This window comes from Faecalibacillus sp. H12, assembly GCF_013361255.1.
Taxonomy (GTDB): domain Bacteria; phylum Bacillota_I; class Bacilli_A; order Erysipelotrichales; family Coprobacillaceae; genus Faecalibacillus; species Faecalibacillus intestinalis.
In genome coordinates, this window is the sequence record NZ_JABWDK010000002.1 from 39,977 (window position 1) to 57,432 (window position 17,456).

Genomic DNA, 17,456 nt, shown 5'->3' on the forward strand with positions numbered 1-17,456 from the left:
TATGGATGAAGTAGAAAAAAACAAAACTGTTGAGAAAGATATGAAAAAATTAGTTAATAAATCATGGTTTAGATATTGGCTTTCAGCTGAGATGTCAAATTCATACGAAAGACTACAATCATTATCGTTTTGTTATAGTATCATTCCTGTTTTAAAAAAATTATATCCAAATAAAGAAGAATTTGGAGAGGCGGTTAAGAGACATTTAAACTTTTTTAATACCGAACCAACTTGGGGTTCACCAATTTTAGGAATTGCAATTGCTATGGAAGAAGAAAAAGCAAAAACTAAGCAAATACCAGGAGAGGCAATTACATCGTTAAAAACAGGATTGATGGGTCCATTAGCACACAATCGATTGGGGCACATTAAAAACAATCATTTATGGTATTGCTGTTACTTTCGCATCATCGGGTAATATATTAGGGGCATTTATTCCTTTGGTATTTACATGTTTAACTTTTATTATTGGTAGGTATTTAACGAATTTCGGTTATACTGTTGGAAAGGATTCAGTAAAATCTATATTACAACAGGGATGGATCAAGGAACTTATTTTTGGAACAAGTATTTTAGGATTATTCATGATGGGGGCATTAACAAGTAATTTTGTTAAAATAATAACACCATTATCTTTTGAAATAGCAAAAGGGCAAACGCTAGTTGTCCAAGAAATTTTAGATAGTATTGTACCAGGTTTACTACCTTTGTGTGCAGTGTTTGGTATTTATTATTTCTTAAAAAAAGGAAAAGTTAATTATGGAGTTTTAGCTATTGGAATTGTAGCTATTTGTTTAGTGGCTTCATTTGTGGGGGTTTTATAGGATGAAAAATGTAGTGATAGTAGGGGCAGGTAAGGAAGGAAAAGGAACATTTGGTGATATATTTTATGAAAATAAATGGAATATAACTTTTATTGATAAAGATGAAAACGTTATTAATTCATTAAACGAGAAGAATAGTTATATAGTTGAAGCCCTATATGAAAATTATAACGAAAAACATATTATTGATCATTATCATGCATATCTTATTGATGATTACACTAATAGTTATGAATCTATCCTTAATGCTGATGTTATCGTTTTGGCATTATATCCTGAAGATATAAAAGAAGCTTTAAGTAAATTGAAGTTTTCTTTACAAAAGAGAATAAAAAGTAATTATGAACAAAAATTAACAATTTTATGTGGAACAAATAAAAATCACATGATGTCAAAATTAGAAAATTTCTTATTAGATGATCTAAAAATCGAAAAGGAATGGTACTGTTCAAATGTTGCGCTACGGGACATGATTATTAGAAGAAGTTCTAATTCAGATGCAAAAGATGCTGTTCAATTAACTACGAAGATAGTACAAACGTTATTAATACAAAGTCCTGTCTATTTTGATGTTTCTAAATTTAAATGGTTTGAATTGAATAATAATTTGGAAATGATGAAAGATATTAAATTATTTACCTATAATTCACCGCATGCAGCATGTGCGTATGTTGGTTATAAGTACGGATATCAAACTATTGAAGAAGCGAGTAAAAATAAAGATATTAAAACAATTATGGAAGCTTGTGTTTTAGAAGCAAAAAAAGGTATTTTATCCTCGTTTGAAATTACAGCAGAAGAATTAGATGATTTTGTTGATGCACCGAAACCAAATGGAGAAGAAAGGGAATATATTACAAGAGTTGCATTGGATCCAATTAGAAAACTATCCAGAAATGATAGATTAACGGGAATAGCGATGATTTGTATGGAAAATAATATTGAATGTCCAAATTTGATTAAAGCAATTGCGTATGGCATGAGTTACGATTGTAAAGAAGACATATCAGCAAAAAAGATTCAAAATCTTATCCTTGAAAAGGGAATTAAAAAGGCAATTAGCAATGTGATTGGTGTTGATGAAATGCATCCAATTATAAAGAAGATACAAAATGAATATTTAAAAATAAGATAAAATCCCGTTTTTGACAGTTAAGCGTGAAAACCGTTGATATCAGTGGCTTTCACGCTTTTTTAAATGTTGTATGGGATGGTTAATTCTCTATCTTTTTAATGTAATTATGTTCACTTCATCACGCGTTAAAAAACGATGATTTTCACTACTTTCTTTATTGAAACCATTAGAAATCAATAAAGTTGTCTTATTTTTTGTATGCTTTCCATTTACATAATTCTTACCTTTATCCTTCGTTTCAATCCCACCAATAAATGGTATTTTATAATAACCACCTAATGTATGCCCAGATAATTGTAATTGAATGGAGTACTGACTTATTTCTTTAAAATAATCAGGTTGATGAATAAGTGCTATTTTATAACTCTTTTCGTTGGTTTCGTTAATCAAACCAGAACAATCTCCTGTATTTTCTAAACCAATTAATTGAATAATATCTTCTTTATAATAGATATTTCTAACTTCATTATGCAATACTTCAAAACCAGCTTCTGTTAAAATATTTGAACAGGTAGAAGAATCATTTTGATCTTTATCTCCTAGTACTGCAAATTTTCCATAATGACTTTGAAGTTTCTTTAATACTTTTGAAACTTGATTGTTTTCAAAACTACTTTCATTAAAAATATCGCCCCCAAAAAGGATCATATCTAAGTTTTTAGCGTTTAAATCTTGAATAATACTGTTTAATCTTGTTAAATCGTTTTTTTCAGATAAATTCAAATCTGAAAGATATCCAATTGTAAACCCATTAAATTGTTTCGGTAATGAATTTTCTGTAAATGTTGTTTTTGTAATTGAACAGCGATCTTGGCTTTGTTCATACCATTGAAAAATACATAAAGCAACAAGAACACAAAGAACAATAAGAAATAGTTTTTTAAATTTCTTGATTAATTTTTTCATTATTTTTTATTCATAATAACAGGAATAATCATTGGATTTCTTTTTGTTTTACGATAAAAATATTGAGAAAGAACATCTCTTGTTGTATTTTTGATTTCACCAAAAGTTGTTTTTCCTGCAAGTAATTGACCTAAAGCTTGGCCAACTAAATTTTCAGCTTCACGAATCATTGGAAAACTATCTTTCATATAGACAAATCCACGAGAAATAATCACAGGTTTTGTAAGTAACTTTCCTTCATGTGAATCCATAGCAATTAAAACAGAAACCATACCATCTTCAGATAAGATTTGACGATCCCTTAAAACAGCAGTTGATAAACCTGAAAGATCATTACCATCAACATAAATATCATCTACATGAATTCTTGGTCCTAAACGAGCAGTTCCTTTATTAAGTAAAATTGTATCTCCATTACTTAAAACAAATGTATTTTCTTTAGGAACACCTACTTCTTGAGAAAGTTCAGCATGAATTTTCAACATACGATATTCTCCATGCACTGGGAAGAAATATTTTGGTTTTGTAAGTAATAACATTAATTTTTGTTCTTCTTGACTTGCATGTCCCGAAGTATGCAAATTATTGAACGCTGTATTGACTAAAACTTTGGCACCTGCTCTAAATAAGCGGTTAACAACAACATTGATACTTGATGCATTTCCTGGAATTGGACTTGATGAAAAGACAACAGTATCTCCAGGTTTGATTTTAACGAATTTATGTGTTCCATTAGCAATACGACTTAACGCAGCCAAAGCTTCTCCTTGACTTCCTGTACATAGAATTAAGATTTCATTATCAGGTAATTTTTTTGCTTCATTATTACTGATAAAGAAAGAATCAGGTGCTTTAATATAACCCATTTGTCTTGATACTTGGATGTTATTTTCCATTGAACGACCAAAAACAAGAATTTTACGATTAAATTTAACTGCTGCTTCTACGATTTGTTGGACACGGTGAACATTGGAAGCAAAAGTTGCTACAATTAAACGTCCTTCAGTTTTTCTAAATTCTTCTTGAACAGCATATGCTACTTGCTTTTCACTTTTAGAAAAAGTAGGAACTTCAGCATTGGTAGAATCGCTTAATAATAAAGTAACACCAGTTTCACCTAAAAACGACATTTTTTGGAAATCAGCAGGATCTCCTACAGGTGTTAAATCAAACTTAAAGTCACCTGTTGAAACAATTCGTCCGTTAGGAGAATTAATAATAATTCCTAAACTTTCAGGAATAGAATGATTGGTTTTAAAGAAACCAATATTAAAATATTTAGTTTTTATTTGATATTCATCATCGATACGAATCAAGTGCGTTGCATTTGTTAAACGCTTTTCCTCTAACTTTCTTGTAATCATCGCACAAGCAAGGGGAGAAGCATAAATGAATGGTATTTTTACAACTTGTAGTAAAAAAGGAATTCCTCCAATATGATCTTCATGACCATGAGTAATCAATAATCCTCTAATTTTGTTTTCATTACGTTTTAAATAACTATAATCTGGAATGACATAATCAATACCAGGTAAACCTTCTTCAGCAAATTTTACCCCAGCATCAATAATGATAATTTCATTATCGTGTTCAACACAATACATATTTTTTCCAATTTCATTTAAACCACCTAAAGCATAAACTTTAGTATCGATTGTTTTATTATGTTTTGTATTTTTATAGTTTTTATGTGTTGATCTATGACGATTAAAATTTTTATTTTTTGTATTTTTATTGCCATTATATTTATTATGGATTGGCTTTTCTTGCATAAATGACCTCCTTATATTTTTTTGTTTTATTATAGCATAAACTTAAAATGTATTATAGACTATCAAAATGAAAAAAGTCAAATTATTATATCCAAAAATAAAAAAGATTCTCAAACGAGAATCTTAAATTTTTTTACATATAGCAATTGCTAGAGAATGAGGTCCAATATGACAAGAAACACTTAATGATAAAGGATCACAAATAATATTTTCACCTGGATAAAGTTCTTCAAGTTCTTTTTTTAATTCTAAAGCGGGTGCTTCATCATAAGTGTAAGCGACACAAATATGCACGTTATGATAGTCATCATCAAAGCGTTCTTTAATATCTTTAGCGATTGCTTCTTTCATGATTTTAGTTCCTCTAGCCATTGTTCTAGTTTTAGCGAAAGAATCTAATTTTTCACCTTGTATTTGTAAAATAGGTTTAATTTTTAACATCCCACCCAATAAAGCAGCAGCAGGGGTAATACGACCACCTTTTTTTAAATAATCAAGTGTATTAACAGTAATATAAATAGAAGCATTTAATTTATTTTCAGTTAAAATATCACAAATTTCTTGTCCTGATTTTCCTTGATCAGCTAATCTTTTAGCATCAATGACATCATATTTTTGAGTAACAGAGATACGTTGACTGTCTACGACAAAAACACGATTATCGTATTCTTGTGCTAGCATCATAGCTGTTTGGCACGAACCACTTAATCCACTAGACATTGGAATATGAACGATTTCATCATAATCTTTTAAAATTTGATCCCATAATTCTTTAACGTTTCCTACAACAGGTTGAGAAGTAAAGATTTCTGCACCATTTAATTGTTTTTCAAAGAATTCTTCATGAGTTAAATTTATATCTTCATAGTATGTTTGATCATCAATAGTAAAAGGCATTGGCAAAACAAAAATACCAAGTTCTTTTGCTTCTTTTTGACGAATACCTGCATTACTATCAGTCACAACTGCGACTTTTTTCATAATACCACTCCATTTCTAGTATAATCACAAGCACATAATAACAGTTATAGCGATAAAATTCAAATAATATAAGCATATCACTTGTAAAAAAAAAGAGTTTTGGCATAATATAATGGAGGTGAAATTATGGAAGTTATTACAAATGTACAATTTGATGAAGTTATTTCTAAAGGTGTTGTTGTGATTGATTTCTTTGCTAATTGGTGTGGACCATGCAAAATGTTAGCTCCTGTTTTAGAAGAAGTTGCTCAAGAGTTACCAAAAGTTACATTTGCAAAAGTAGATGTTGATCAAGATCCTTCATTAGCAGGAAGATATGGAATTCAATCTATTCCACATTTAATTCTTTTTAAAGATGGTCAAGCTGTTGATCAAATTAGTGGTTTTGTTGGAAAAGATGTTATCTTAGAAAAACTTAATCCTTTATTATAATAGGCAGTTTGCCTATTTTTTACATATGATAAAAAATATTGTTTTAGATATGGGAAATGTCTGTTGTAAATGGGATGTTTCCTATATTGCAAGTCAGCTTGCATCTTCTTTAGAAGAAAAAGATTATATTATTAAACATTTATTCCAAACAAAACAATGGGCACAACTCGATCAAGGGGTTCTTTCTTTACAAGATGCCAAAAAACAATTAATTGAACAAATTACTGATGAAAAAAGGGATTTAATTGTGTATGCTTTTGAACATTGGTTTGATTATTTTGATCAGTTTGATGAAATGGAAGAATTTATTAAAAGATATAAGGGTAAAGGATATCAATTTTATTTGTTGTCTAATTGTTCAATGCAATTTTATCAATATTATCAATCAAAATCTATTTTTCAACATTTTAAAGAGCTTTATATATCTGCAAAATATCAAAAAGTAAAACCAAATTTAGATATTTATCAAGATTTTTTAAGCCGTTATCATCTAAAAGCTAATGAATGCCTTTTTGTTGATGATTTAAAAGAAAATATAGACGCAGCTATAAAAGTTGGTATGAAAGGCTTTGTTTATCATCAAAATATACAAGAATTAGAAAAATATATAGAAAATATCTTATAAAAGTATGGATTATCATTTTTTATGATAAATACCATACTTTTTCTTTACCTATAAATATTTTGTGATAAAATAGGTGCGGAAATGTAAGAGAGGGAGAATATTTATGACAAAAAAGAAGAATAATTGGTATTCAAATCATAAAAAGCCTGTTTTAATTTGCGGAATCGTTGTTTTGGTTCTTCTTATTGTTTATTTAGCAGGAATGCTATATTACAATGATAAGTTTTTAAATGGAACAATGGTCAATGGGAGTGATGTTGGAGGAATGACATTACAAAAAGCAAATGATCAATTATCTAAGAAAGTAAATGGACAATCATTAAAATTGATTTTTAATGATGGACAAAGTGAAGTATTACAATCAGCTCAATTAGGTGTATCTTATAATAAAGATAATTCATTGAATCAATTAATGAAAAATCAAAATAAATGGGCTTGGTTTATAGGATTCTTTAAAAATGAAAAAAATACTTTAACTGATTTAATACAAATCAGTGATGAAAACTTAACAAATGGTATAGCATCAATGGAACATGCTAAAGAAGAAAATCAAATTGCACCAACAGATGCCTGTATTCAATATAAAGATGGAAATTTTTCAATTATTGAAGAAACGTTAGGATCAAAATTTAATATTGAAGAATTAGTTAAAAATATCAAGGTAGCTTTAAGTGAAGGAAAACAACAATTAGATGTTACAAAAGCAAATGGTTATGTTAAACCTCAAGTTTACAAAGATGATCAAGATTTGAATAATCAATTAAAGGCAGCAAATGAATATTGTTTATCAGCAATTACATATACAACACCTAAAGGAAAAGAAATTGCTTTAGATGGAAGTACACTTATTACTTGGTTAAATAAACAAGATGATGGAAGTTATACAAAAGATGAAAGTGTTTTTAAAGAAAAATTAACTGCCTTTGTTAAAGAACTTGCAAGTCAATATAATTCCATTGGTGCAACAAGAACGTTTACTGGAAAAGATGGACAAAGTCATACAGTCAGTGGAGGAACTTATGGATTTAGAGTTTCTACTGATAGTGAAGTAAGTGCATTATTAAAAATGATCAATGAAAATAAAAGTGAAAATAATAGAATACCTGAACATACAGGACAACTTCCATCAGGAGAAAATGGTGGACTAGGAACGACTTATTTAGAAATCAATATTACAAAACAACATTTATGGTTTGTTAAAGATGGAAGTGTTGTTTTAGAAAGTGATTTTGTAAGTGGTAAAGAAAGTGATCCTACAAGACTTACACCAAGTGGTACATATTATATTTATAATAAGGAAAGAAATAGAGTTTTAAGAGGAACAAAACAACCAAATGGGAAATATGAATACGAATCACCTGTTTCTTATTGGATGCCATTTAATAAAGGTATAGGGCTACATGATGCTTCATGGAGAAGTACGTTTGGTAGAGATATTTATATTAATAGCGGTTCACATGGATGTATTAACTTACCAACAGGATTTGCTGGAAGCTTATATTCACAAATTTATGTTAATTTACCAGTCGTTGTTTATAGATAAAAAAGAGATTGCATCAGCAATCTCTTTTCTATACATTATTTTACAACAACGTTTTGTGCTTGTGGACCACGATCAGTTTCTACTACATCATAGTCAACAGTTTGACCTTCTTCTAATGTTTTGTATCCATCAGCTTGAATTGCAGAGAAGTGAACGAAAATATCTTTTCCTTCTTCACTAGTGATGAATCCGAATCCTTTTTCGGCATTAAACCATTTTACTTTTCCGACAGCCATGTCTGGTACCTCCTATAAAAATTACAAATGGAAATACTCTATGTATAAAATCGCAAATATGAGATTGTGTACATAAAGTGAAATACAACTTCCTCATATTTGAGATATTTTGGAAAATCATATAAAACCTTTGCATATCTATTATATCATTACAAAAAATATTTTGTAAACAGTTTCAATTTATTTTTTTAATGATAAAATAGAAAGAAGAGGAGGAATTATTATGCCATATATATCATTTAAAACAAATCATAAATTAACCTTAAGACAAGAAAATACAATTAAATCAAAATCGGGGGAACTCATTTCACTTATTCCTGGTAAAACAGAAAAAGCTTTGATGATTCATATGGAAGATGATCAAATTATGTATTTTAAAGGAGAAGAAACTCCTTGTATGATGATTGAAATCAATCTTTATAAAAGTGCAGAATTTGATGATAAGAAAAAATTAACAGAAGCGATGATTCAAATGATTCATGAAACAACGAAAATCGAAGCTGATAATATTTATGTTATTTTCCATGAATTTGATCATTGGGGACTTAATCAAACGTTGATTTAAAATAAGAGCAGGTTATCCTGCTCTTATTTGCTTACGTGGCCACTATTTAAACCTCCATCTTTTTTATTTAAAGGAAGCCAGTCTAAAATTTTTAAAATATAACGATCCCAGAAATCCCATTCATGATTTCCAGGTCCTTCTTCATAAGTTAAATCTACTTTTTCTTCAAGTAAAAAGTCACGATATTTACGATTTGTGGCAAGTAATAAATCATCCGTTCCAATACACATATACATTTTAGGAAGTTGATCATGAGGGATTTTCTTTACTAAAGCATAGTAATCTTTATCACTCTCTTTTAATTTTGTTATATCGCCAAATAAACTTTCATAATATTTTTTAGCGTCAACCCCTTGAATGATAGGAGGTTTACAATCTACCCAATCATCTAACATCAAAGCACTTGAAAGACCGGCAATAAAACCAAAAGTATTGTAATACTTTAAACCATTGACAATAGCACCATAGCCTCCCATTGAAAGACCAGCAATAAAAGTATCTTCTTTTCTATGAGAAAGAGGGAACATTGCACGTGTCATTTCTACAAGTTCTTCCCCAATAAATTGACTGTATAAATTATGCGTATTTTCTTGATCAACGTAGAACATATTTTCTCCACTTGGCATCACGACACATAATCCTCTTTCACTCGCAAATCTTTGAATACGGGTACCATAAAGCCAATCATTTTGATCACCAAAGATACCATGTAATAAATAAAGTGTTTTATATTCCTTCTTTTGATTATATGTCATTGTATCCATATCTAATGTATCTGTTGGTAAAACAACAGTAACATCAACAGTTCTAAGTAATGCTTTTGATAAATAATTTAATTTAATGATTGCCATAACTACACCTTCCTTAATATATCTAAAGTATGAGAACTTACGCCAATCATATCTAATCTTTCACAAGTAGATAAATGGTATTGCATAAAAAGTTCAAATGTTTCGTCATCCATTTTATTTAAAATAGGACGCATATAATCTGCTGGTCCATCAGCAGCAATAATCTTAATTCTTTTTAAATTCAAATCTTGATTTAATTGATTGATCAGTTCGATTCTGACATAACTATAAAGATCATCGATATTGGTTTGTGTTTGAAAATGTTCATCAATTTTCCCACTTTTTAAAGCTTCCTTAATATGACCATCTCTAAAGCCATGAACAAGTACACTATAATCATTCATGACATAAGCAACTAAAATAACTCCTCCTGTTTTAGTTACACGTTTAGCTTCAGACAATGCTTTAAGTTTATCTTCGTAACTAAAAAGGTGATACATTGGTCCAAATAAAAGTGTTAAATCAAAAGTTTCATCTTGATAGCGTGATAAATCTAAAGCAGTTCCTTGATAGGCTTTCACATTACTTTTCTTTGCTTTTAACATTCCAAGATTATATTTCACAAGTTCAATAGCGTCTACTTCATAACCTTCTTGACTTAAAGCGACAGAATATCTTCCTGTACCAGCACCGATATCTAAAATGCGATCACCAGCTTTTAAATAATCATGAATATATTTCATAGAAGTACGATATTCTACTTGTCCATGTTTTCTTAAAAGACGTTTGTCTTCACAAAATTTTCCATAATAATTTTCTAATTCATTCATACACTTATCCTTTTCATTATTATATTCTTTTTTATTGTATAATAAATCTTAAAAAGAATGTAGATATTTTTGTAAAAAATACTTTACAAAATTCATGAAATAGTGTAAATTAATACATGCAGTTGATACGGCGGACGTGGCGAAGTGGTTAACGCACCGGATTGTGGCTCCGGCACTCGTGAGTTCGATTCTCATCGTCCGCCCCATTTTTTAACTGTATAATAATAGTCCATGGCGGACGTGGCGAAGTGGTTAACGCACCGGATTGTGGCTCCGGCATTCGTGAGTTCGATTCTCATCGTCCGCCCCATTAGTGAAGATAAAGTCCTTAATAAAGGATTTTTTTGTTTATGGAGAAGAATATGATTAAATTAGTACAACCTCAAATTGAAGAATTAAAATACCGTAAAAAGCTCTTAAAAGATCCTCAAACCATGTCCTTTAATAAAAACAATGGGGGAACTGTTGATTTCAATGAAAAAATCTGGCAACCTTGGTATGCTTTATGGATGAATGATGCTAAATATTACTATGCCTATATTTATGATGATACTTTAAAAAAATATATTGGAGAAGTTTCTTACTATTTTGAAGAAGAATATCGTGAGTATGTTCTTAATATTATTGTTGAAGCTAAATATCGTCATTTAGGTAAAGGGAAAGAAGCTTTAGAACTTTTATGTCAACAAGCTAAAGAAAATGGTCTTCGCTTTTTATGTGATGATATTGAAACAAATAATCCAGCCAAAAATCTTTTTCTTGATTTAGGCTTTAAAGAAGTTTGGGCAAGAGAAAATATTACAATGTTGAAAAAACGTCTTTAGAACCATTTTGGTTCTTTTTTTCACAAGATTTACACATTTCTTTTATATACTTAAATAAAGGAAGGGTGAAGTCTTATGAAAAAAAAGTTAGGCATGTATTTGATTTATCTTATTTATATTTTTGAATTAATTTATACAATGAGTGCCATGTATTTTAATAGTTTTATGGTAACACATAAAATAGAAATCTTTGAAAATATTTATCAAATCGCTTATTGTATGATTTTTATTGTAGGAATTCTTTATATCTTGTTGCTTATTTATAAAGTAGGGCATCATGAAAGTATTGATTTAAAGAAAAATACAGGTTTATTATTTGGAATCGTTTTTATGGATCTTGTATTATATGGCTTTTTTATTATTCCTATGTTAGTAAGTTCACCTGCTATGAAAATGGTTTGTATTTGTTTTTTAGTTCATTTACTTGTTTATATTAAAGAGAAACAAATATTTGTTTTAGAAAAATAATTTTAAGATGAAAGTGGCTACTTTCATCTTTTTTTCATTTAAGCATGGTATGATAGAGATGGTGATAATTATGAAAAAAATATTAATTGTAGAAGATGATGAAAGTATCGCAGATTCTTTAAAGGAAATGTTGGAGAATAGGGATTATATTGTGGAAGTTTCTTATTCTAAAAAAGAAACTTTAGAGAAATTAAATGAATATATTGATCTCATTCTTTTAGATATTCAATTACCTGATGGTAATGGAATTTCTTTATGTAAAGAAATTAAAGAAAAGTATGAGATGCCAATTATTTTTTTAAGTTGTTTAAATGATGAAGAAACAATTGTAAAAGGATTAAATGAAGGTGGCGATGATTATGTTTGTAAGCCTTTTGGAATTAAAGAACTCTGTGCCAGAATTGAATGTGCTCTTAGAAAGGTAATAAAACAACAAGGAATCTATTATATAGATGACTTAATTATTGATACTTTAAAACATAAAGTATTTAAAGAAAATCAAGAATTAGAATTGAGTGCTATTACTTTTACTTTATTAGTAGCACTTGTCGAAGGACATGGAAGAGTACTTACAAGGGATTATTTATTGATGATGATTGAAGAGATAACAGGACATGTAGTAGAAGATAATACGTTAACTGTTCATTTAAAAAGACTCAGAAAGACTTTAGGGGAATATCAAAACCAAAAATATATTGAAACATTAAGGGGTGTAGGGTATCGATGGAAGATATAAAAAAAGAAAAGAATATTCATATGTATTTCATGGTTTCAATTGTATTAGCTATGTTTATGGAAATATATGCTTTTTTAATGAGATTAAATTTATTGAATATTTTTATTTTTATAAGCTTTATTTTTTATTTGTGGAATCAAAATCATAAAAAGAAACAAATGAATTATTTAATACAATGTTGTGATGCTATTATTGAACAAAAAGATTTTTCGATTATTGATGGTGAATCTAAAGAAAGTCTATTATCTAATAAATTATATGTGCTTAATAAAAGATATCATCAATCATTAGAAGCTGTTAAAAAAGAACAACTCAAATTAAAAGACTATATTGAAGATATCTCTCATCAACTAAAAACACCGATTACCTCTATTCGCATACAAACAGAATTGTTACTTGAAGAAAACCAAAATAAAAAGTTGTATTCTATAGAACATCAAATACAACGAATTCAACTTTTAGTCAATGACTTACAAACCATCGCCTTATTAGATTCTCATAATATCCAATATTGTTTTAAAGAATATGATTTACAAACGCTTATTGATGAAATAGAAGAAGATCTAGACTACCTAAATCCGCAAATTCATTTAAATAAAAATATAAAAGTATTATGTGATGAAAAATGGTTTATAGAAGCATTGGAAAATATTATTAAGAATTGTTTAGAAAAAAATTCTACACCCCTTTCTATTTTTGCTTATGAAAATGAAACAACTTTAAAAATGATGATTCAAGATCAAGGAAATGGTTTTAAGAAAAAAGATCTTCCTTTTTTATTTCAAAGATTTTATCGTGGGGAAAATTCAAAAGGGACAGGATTAGGACTTTATATAGCTAAAGAAATAATAGAGGCTCATCACGGTTTTATGAAAGCTTATAATCAACAAGGTGCTTGCTTTGAAATTGTACTTCCTCAAATGAAAATGAAGAAAAAAATCTAATTTCACTTAGTTTTCATGATTGAATCGTAAGATAAAGTTAGAGGAGGAAAGAATATGTCACATACGATCAATATGCTCGCAAAAAGAAATATTCAAAAGTATAAAAAGCATTATCTTATTGTTTTAATCGTTCTTTTAATTGTTTCTACTTTTATTTTTTCAAGTTTTTTTATTGTTGATAATCTGTATCAAATGAAAAAGAACTATCATATTTCTACCTATGGTTCTTGGTATACACGAATAGAAAATATTGATGAACAAACTCAAAAAGGAATTGAAATCTACAGCAAAGACTATTTTAAAGATATTATTAAATATGGTTATGTAGATTTTCAAGGAAAATATGATAATTACCAAATAGGTCATATTGAAAAGGATATTTATTCATTGTGTCGAGTAAAAATTATTAAAGGAAGAAAAATACAAAATGATCAAGAAATTTTAATCAATCAAAAAGTTTCTAAAAAGTATAAACTTTATGATCAAATAGAAATAGAAGGAAAAAATTATACGATTGTTGGTATTATACAAACCGCCAATAAAAACTTACCTGATATTTACACAAACTTAGAGACGTATCAAACAAAAGATTATTATTCGAATATGTCTGTTTTATCAGATAATCATTATATTCAATTTAATGATGGAAATAACTATCAAGAAATAGAAATTCATTATGATTATAATCCTTATGGTTATGATCATAATGAATTTCATAATCAAGTAGAAAAAGCAACCAATCAACTCCAACAAACGTTTGAATTTATTATAATTACACTTTTTGTTTTATTCGCTTTAACTTCTACTTCCCTAAAGAAGAGAATGAAAGAAATGGCTCTTTATCGAGGAATAGGAATGACAACGAATCAATTAATGATGATGGTCATGCAAGAAAACATGCTGATTTCTTTTTTTTCTATTTTAATAGGATTGTTAATAGGTGTATGTGTATCTTTAGGTTATCTCTATCTTCAAAGTAAAACCTATCATACATTTATTTATCAAATTTCATTTAAAGAAATACTATTTTTAGTATTGGTATTGATGAGTTGTATTTTTATAACGATTCTCATTCCCATTTATTCAAGCTCTAAGAATGCTTTGATAGGTATTTTTGATAGCAAAAAGTTTAATTATATTCAAGTAAGATATAAAAAATTAAAAAAACAAACACTTGCTTCTTTAGCTACAAGAGAATTATGGGCAAATAAAAGAATGAATATCTGTTTTTATGTATTTGTTTTAATACTTTCTTTATATGGACTTGTTTATTTCTATCAAGGACATCCCATTCAAACAAAAGATCAAAATGAACAAAGTCAGGTAGAACTTATTATGGCAACTCAAAAAGAAGCAAATTTATTTTTAAAAGAATTTTCTCAAAATGACATTATTATTAATCATCATTATATTGATGAAGGAGTAACTATGACCTATCGAGAAATTCCTCAATCTGTTTATGAACTTTGCCAACTTTATTATTATCAAAGTAATAAAGATGATTTAAAAGGAAGATTTCCCCAAAAAAGTCATGAAATTGTCGTGGGCAATTATTTTAATCATGTTATTCTTTCAAAAGAACGGTATCCAAATCTTAAAGTTGAAGCGAATCAAGTAACTTTTAAAGGAAAGAAATATCGAGTAGAAAGTTCAACATCTTCTCATAATGATCAAGGAAATTATTTAGGAGATGACAATTATGAGATTGCTCTTGATGAAGTAAAACTCAATGAAAAAGTGATAATTGCAGGTGAAGAATATACCATTGTTGGAATCAATGAAAATGAATATTATAATGATTCAATGATTTATATGTTTGAAGATGATTTAAAACGATTCAATACAAGTGATGAATATTATTCAGGTTACCATTGGTATCCAATAAAAGATGTTATAAAAGTAGAAAAGTTCATGAAAAAACATTATAAAGCAAGAGTTTATGAAATGGTAACAAGTGATGAACTTTCAGTAAGTTTGTTTTCTACATTAAATATTCCTAAACATCTTTTAATACTTGCATTAGCTGTAGGTTTTATTTTAATGATGTTTTTAAATTACACTCATATTGAAAATAATTATCAAGATTATCTTATGTATCATATTATAGGTTTAAGTTATCGAGAAATTAAAATAAAACAAGTATGGAAATCAATAAAAATGTTTTTATATACACTTATTCCTTGTGGTTTTTATGAGTTGATTTTATTAAGAGGAAGTATCGATCATTATTTTCCAATAGCGCAATTAATACTTTTAGTAGGGATTATTTTTCTAGTTTATTTATGTGTTTATAATATTCCTTTATTAATTGTTTTAAAAGCACATCAAAATGAAGAAATAAGAAAGGAAGATGACTAATATGAATGTTATTTTAGAAGCGAAAGATATTGTTAAAACATATGGCTATGAAGATAATAAAATCTATGCAACCAATCATATTGATTTACAAATAGAAGAAGGCTCTTTTGTAGCCATTGTTGGAAGAAGTGGAAGTGGAAAAAGTACACTTCTTCATATCTTGGCAGGTTTAGTAAAACCAACAAAAGGAGAAGTTTATTTAGAAGGAAAGTCTCTTTATGAAATGAATGATCATACTTTAACGCGTTTTAGACGAAGAAAAATGGGTTTTGTCTTTCAATTCTTCAATCTTATTTCCACACAAAATGTTTTAGAGAATATAGTTTTACCAATTCATTTAGATGATGGCGAGATTGATGATGATTATTTAAATGAAATTATTAATCTATTAGGTCTAGAAGAAAAGAAGAATTCTTTTATTTATGAACTTTCAGGAGGACAACAACAAAGAGTTGCCCTTGCAAGAGCCCTTGCAAGTAAACCAGCGATTATTTTCGCGGATGAACCTACGGGGAACCTCGATGCTAAAAGTTCTAAAGAAGTTGTTGATTTATTAAAAATCGCCCAAAGAAAATATCATGAAACGGTTATTTTAGTAACTCATGATCAAGAAATTGCCTCTATTGCTGATCGTGTTATTACGATTGAAGATGGAAAAATTATTCAAGATACAAATCATATTTAAATACGTTTATTTGTGGTTTAACTAAAGATAAAAACATCTTTAATATTTTCTTTTTGTTAGAGTAGAGCTATGGAGGAAAATTATGGATGATTTAACGATTTATGAAACAGAAATAATTGTTGTAAAAATGGACGAAGAGTCCATTTTTTTGATAGAATAGAGAAAAGGAGAGAATAATTATGGAAGTAACAATTAATGGTGTAAAAAAAGAAGTCAGTAAAGAAGAGATGAAAGATCGTGTGATAGGTTATTATGATGCAGTAGGGATCAAACATTTTTATTTAGAAGTTGATGAAATGGATGATGAAGAATTAAAGGCTTTATATGTAAATTCATTTGCGAGAGAATAATTGTATGAAATTAATTAGGAAAAATTAGGCGATTCATGTAGATAAAACAAACGGCACAAAGGTGGACTATTATTTATTAAATGATGCTGAAATTCATTATAATAAAATTAATCCTCGTACATTGTAAGAATGGCATAGACATCATCGTATTTCAGAAAATATTTTTATTTTAAAAGGGGAGCTTGTTTATCGTTATTTAGATGAAATAAATAAGGAACAATCATTAAAATTAAAACAGGGGGATTTGCTTTCTATTGATAAAGATATTCATACATTTGAAAATCAAACAGATGAGGTTGTAGAATTTATAGTGTTTCTGTATCTTCCTTCTTATAAAAATCAAAGTGAAATGATTAAAAATGATAAAGAAATAATTGAAAGGTAATACGGAAGTATTATCTTTTTTACTAAAAACACATTTTATTAACTAATATTTAGTAAAATATATTGA

The 17,456-nt window shown here is 28.2% G+C and carries 20 protein-coding genes, 2 tRNA genes and 1 pseudogene; 17 read left to right on the forward strand and 6 right to left on the reverse strand.

The genetic code is table 11. From position 1 onward, the window contains the following. Position 1: 1 nt before the first annotated feature. Genes HUU89_RS14655 through HUU89_RS03225 form a run of 3 tightly spaced genes read left to right on the forward strand, consistent with a single transcriptional unit; the run spans position 2 to position 1,959 of the window. Entirely contained in the window at positions 2-418 is a 417-nt protein-coding gene (locus HUU89_RS14655; RefSeq protein ID WP_217498412.1) for a PTS system mannose/fructose/sorbose family transporter subunit IID, read from the forward strand. Beyond that, positions 390-824 carry a PTS system mannose/fructose/sorbose family transporter subunit IID gene (locus HUU89_RS14660; RefSeq protein WP_317992320.1) on the forward strand — a complete coding sequence of 145 codons (435 nt, stop codon included), beginning with the start codon at positions 390-392 and terminating at the stop codon, positions 822-824. The genes HUU89_RS14655 and HUU89_RS14660 overlap by 29 nt, the downstream gene beginning before the upstream one ends. 1 nt (position 825) lies before the next feature. Next, a complete protein-coding gene (locus tag HUU89_RS03225) occupies positions 826-1,959 on the forward strand; it encodes a mannitol dehydrogenase (protein WP_175300983.1) in 1,134 nt (377 codons plus the stop codon). An 87-nt stretch (positions 1,960-2,046) separates the two neighbouring features. On the opposite strand, the gene HUU89_RS03230 is transcribed toward HUU89_RS03225, so the two are convergent. The 3 genes from HUU89_RS03230 to HUU89_RS03240 form a co-directional block, all read right to left on the reverse strand. Beyond that, positions 2,047-2,865, reverse strand: a complete 819-nt coding sequence (locus HUU89_RS03230; RefSeq protein WP_032090474.1) for a metallophosphoesterase — start codon at positions 2,863-2,865, stop codon at positions 2,047-2,049. Beyond that, the gene (gene rnjA, locus HUU89_RS03235; protein WP_022002864.1) at positions 2,865-4,637 is read right to left on the reverse strand and encodes a ribonuclease J1; all 1,773 of its coding nucleotides are present in this window, start codon (positions 4,635-4,637) and stop codon (positions 2,865-2,867) included. Before rnjA ends, HUU89_RS03230 begins: the two co-directional genes overlap by 1 nt. 123 nt (positions 4,638-4,760) lie before the next feature. Continuing rightward, entirely contained in the window at positions 4,761-5,618 is an 858-nt protein-coding gene (locus HUU89_RS03240) for a DegV family protein (RefSeq protein WP_032090472.1), read from the reverse strand. 126 nt (positions 5,619-5,744) lie between these two features. On the opposite strand from HUU89_RS03240, the gene trxA reads away from it, so the two are divergent. The 3 genes from trxA to HUU89_RS03255 all read left to right on the forward strand — a co-directional run bounded on the left by trxA (position 5,745) and on the right by HUU89_RS03255 (position 8,218). Continuing rightward, positions 5,745-6,050: a thioredoxin gene (trxA, locus tag HUU89_RS03245; RefSeq protein WP_147579543.1), complete on the forward strand. Its 306-nt coding sequence runs from the start codon at positions 5,745-5,747 to the stop codon at positions 6,048-6,050. Positions 6,051-6,075: 25 nt separating this feature from the next. Further along, positions 6,076-6,675: an HAD family hydrolase gene (locus HUU89_RS03250; protein WP_175300984.1), complete on the forward strand. Its 600-nt coding sequence runs from the start codon at positions 6,076-6,078 to the stop codon at positions 6,673-6,675. A gap of 103 nt (positions 6,676-6,778) precedes the next feature. After that, positions 6,779-8,218, forward strand: coding sequence for a L,D-transpeptidase family protein (locus HUU89_RS03255; protein ID WP_175300985.1), 1,440 nt, complete (start codon positions 6,779-6,781; stop codon positions 8,216-8,218). A 35-nt stretch (positions 8,219-8,253) separates the two neighbouring features. Here the strand turns inward: HUU89_RS03255 and HUU89_RS03260 are convergent, their stop codons facing one another. Then, positions 8,254-8,454 carry a cold-shock protein gene (locus HUU89_RS03260; RefSeq protein WP_022002859.1) on the reverse strand — a complete coding sequence of 67 codons (201 nt, stop codon included), beginning with the start codon at positions 8,452-8,454 and terminating at the stop codon, positions 8,254-8,256. Positions 8,455-8,677: 223 nt separating this feature from the next. On the opposite strand from HUU89_RS03260, the gene HUU89_RS03265 reads away from it, so the two are divergent. Then, positions 8,678-9,019: a phenylpyruvate tautomerase MIF-related protein gene (locus tag HUU89_RS03265; protein WP_022002858.1), complete on the forward strand. Its 342-nt coding sequence runs from the start codon at positions 8,678-8,680 to the stop codon at positions 9,017-9,019. Positions 9,020-9,042: 23 nt separating this feature from the next. Here HUU89_RS03265 and HUU89_RS03270 read toward each other — a convergent pair whose 3' ends face one another. Next, positions 9,043-9,870 (reverse strand): alpha/beta hydrolase, encoded by an 828-nt coding sequence (locus HUU89_RS03270; protein ID WP_175300986.1) that lies wholly within the window; start codon positions 9,868-9,870, stop codon positions 9,043-9,045. Positions 9,871-9,872: 2 nt separating this feature from the next. After that, the gene (locus HUU89_RS03275) at positions 9,873-10,640 is read right to left on the reverse strand and encodes a class I SAM-dependent methyltransferase (protein WP_117831859.1); all 768 of its coding nucleotides are present in this window, start codon (positions 10,638-10,640) and stop codon (positions 9,873-9,875) included. Positions 10,641-10,770: 130 nt separating this feature from the next. On the opposite strand from HUU89_RS03275, the gene HUU89_RS03280 reads away from it, so the two are divergent. From HUU89_RS03280 to HUU89_RS15410, 10 genes and pseudogenes are all read left to right on the forward strand, one after another. Next, positions 10,771-10,846, forward strand: a tRNA-His gene (locus tag HUU89_RS03280). A gap of 28 nt (positions 10,847-10,874) precedes the next feature. Beyond that, a tRNA-His gene (locus HUU89_RS03285) sits at positions 10,875-10,950 on the forward strand. Positions 10,951-11,002: 52 nt separating this feature from the next. Beyond that, positions 11,003-11,464 (forward strand): GNAT family N-acetyltransferase, encoded by a 462-nt coding sequence (locus tag HUU89_RS03290; RefSeq protein ID WP_175300987.1) that lies wholly within the window; start codon positions 11,003-11,005, stop codon positions 11,462-11,464. A 75-nt stretch (positions 11,465-11,539) separates the two neighbouring features. Continuing rightward, positions 11,540-11,932 carry a hypothetical protein gene (locus HUU89_RS03295; protein WP_175300988.1) on the forward strand — a complete coding sequence of 131 codons (393 nt, stop codon included), beginning with the start codon at positions 11,540-11,542 and terminating at the stop codon, positions 11,930-11,932. A 70-nt stretch (positions 11,933-12,002) separates the two neighbouring features. Further along, complete coding sequence (locus HUU89_RS03300; RefSeq protein WP_175300989.1) at positions 12,003-12,668, forward strand: response regulator transcription factor; 666 nt, start codon at positions 12,003-12,005, stop codon at positions 12,666-12,668. After that, positions 12,656-13,612, forward strand: a complete 957-nt coding sequence (locus HUU89_RS03305; RefSeq protein WP_175300990.1) for a sensor histidine kinase — start codon at positions 12,656-12,658, stop codon at positions 13,610-13,612. The genes HUU89_RS03300 and HUU89_RS03305 overlap by 13 nt, the downstream gene beginning before the upstream one ends. 54 nt (positions 13,613-13,666) lie before the next feature. Beyond that, positions 13,667-15,970, forward strand: a complete 2,304-nt coding sequence (locus tag HUU89_RS03310; RefSeq protein WP_175300991.1) for an ABC transporter permease — start codon at positions 13,667-13,669, stop codon at positions 15,968-15,970. A 1-nt stretch (position 15,971) separates the two neighbouring features. Then, the gene (locus tag HUU89_RS03315) at positions 15,972-16,655 is read left to right on the forward strand and encodes an ABC transporter ATP-binding protein (RefSeq protein ID WP_175300992.1); all 684 of its coding nucleotides are present in this window, start codon (positions 15,972-15,974) and stop codon (positions 16,653-16,655) included. A 179-nt stretch (positions 16,656-16,834) separates the two neighbouring features. Beyond that, positions 16,835-17,005: a hypothetical protein gene (locus HUU89_RS03320; protein WP_022002849.1), complete on the forward strand. Its 171-nt coding sequence runs from the start codon at positions 16,835-16,837 to the stop codon at positions 17,003-17,005. A 139-nt stretch (positions 17,006-17,144) separates the two neighbouring features. Continuing rightward, positions 17,145-17,390 (forward strand): annotated as a pseudogene (locus tag HUU89_RS15410) (cupin domain-containing protein); the annotation flags it as partial. Between the last annotated feature and the right edge of the window lie 66 nt (positions 17,391-17,456).

Bases quoted from the DNA above. Each gene is read 5' to 3' on its own strand.
- HUU89_RS14655 (WP_217498412.1), top strand. From the start codon at position 2: ATGGATGAAGTAGAAAAAAACAAAACTGTTGAGAAAGATATGAAAAAA.
- HUU89_RS03225 (WP_175300983.1), top strand. From the start codon at position 826: ATGAAAAATGTAGTGATAGTAGGGGCAGGTAAGGAAGGAAAAGGAACA.
- HUU89_RS03230 (WP_032090474.1), bottom strand. From the start codon at position 2,865: ATGAAAAAATTAATCAAGAAATTTAAAAAACTATTTCTTATTGTTCTT.
- rnjA (WP_022002864.1), bottom strand. From the start codon at position 4,637: ATGCAAGAAAAGCCAATCCATAATAAATATAATGGCAATAAAAATACA.
- HUU89_RS03240 (WP_032090472.1), bottom strand. From the start codon at position 5,618: ATGAAAAAAGTCGCAGTTGTGACTGATAGTAATGCAGGTATTCGTCAA.
- trxA (WP_147579543.1), top strand. From the start codon at position 5,745: ATGGAAGTTATTACAAATGTACAATTTGATGAAGTTATTTCTAAAGGT.
- HUU89_RS03250 (WP_175300984.1), top strand. From the start codon at position 6,076: ATGATAAAAAATATTGTTTTAGATATGGGAAATGTCTGTTGTAAATGG.
- HUU89_RS03255 (WP_175300985.1), top strand. From the start codon at position 6,779: ATGACAAAAAAGAAGAATAATTGGTATTCAAATCATAAAAAGCCTGTT.
- HUU89_RS03260 (WP_022002859.1), bottom strand. From the start codon at position 8,454: ATGGCTGTCGGAAAAGTAAAATGGTTTAATGCCGAAAAAGGATTCGGA.
- HUU89_RS03265 (WP_022002858.1), top strand. From the start codon at position 8,678: ATGCCATATATATCATTTAAAACAAATCATAAATTAACCTTAAGACAA.
- HUU89_RS03270 (WP_175300986.1), bottom strand. From the start codon at position 9,870: ATGGCAATCATTAAATTAAATTATTTATCAAAAGCATTACTTAGAACT.
- HUU89_RS03275 (WP_117831859.1), bottom strand. From the start codon at position 10,640: ATGAATGAATTAGAAAATTATTATGGAAAATTTTGTGAAGACAAACGT.
- HUU89_RS03290 (WP_175300987.1), top strand. From the start codon at position 11,003: ATGATTAAATTAGTACAACCTCAAATTGAAGAATTAAAATACCGTAAA.
- HUU89_RS03295 (WP_175300988.1), top strand. From the start codon at position 11,540: ATGAAAAAAAAGTTAGGCATGTATTTGATTTATCTTATTTATATTTTT.
- HUU89_RS03300 (WP_175300989.1), top strand. From the start codon at position 12,003: ATGAAAAAAATATTAATTGTAGAAGATGATGAAAGTATCGCAGATTCT.
- HUU89_RS03305 (WP_175300990.1), top strand. From the start codon at position 12,656: ATGGAAGATATAAAAAAAGAAAAGAATATTCATATGTATTTCATGGTT.
- HUU89_RS03310 (WP_175300991.1), top strand. From the start codon at position 13,667: ATGTCACATACGATCAATATGCTCGCAAAAAGAAATATTCAAAAGTAT.
- HUU89_RS03315 (WP_175300992.1), top strand. From the start codon at position 15,972: ATGAATGTTATTTTAGAAGCGAAAGATATTGTTAAAACATATGGCTAT.
- HUU89_RS03320 (WP_022002849.1), top strand. From the start codon at position 16,835: ATGGAAGTAACAATTAATGGTGTAAAAAAAGAAGTCAGTAAAGAAGAG.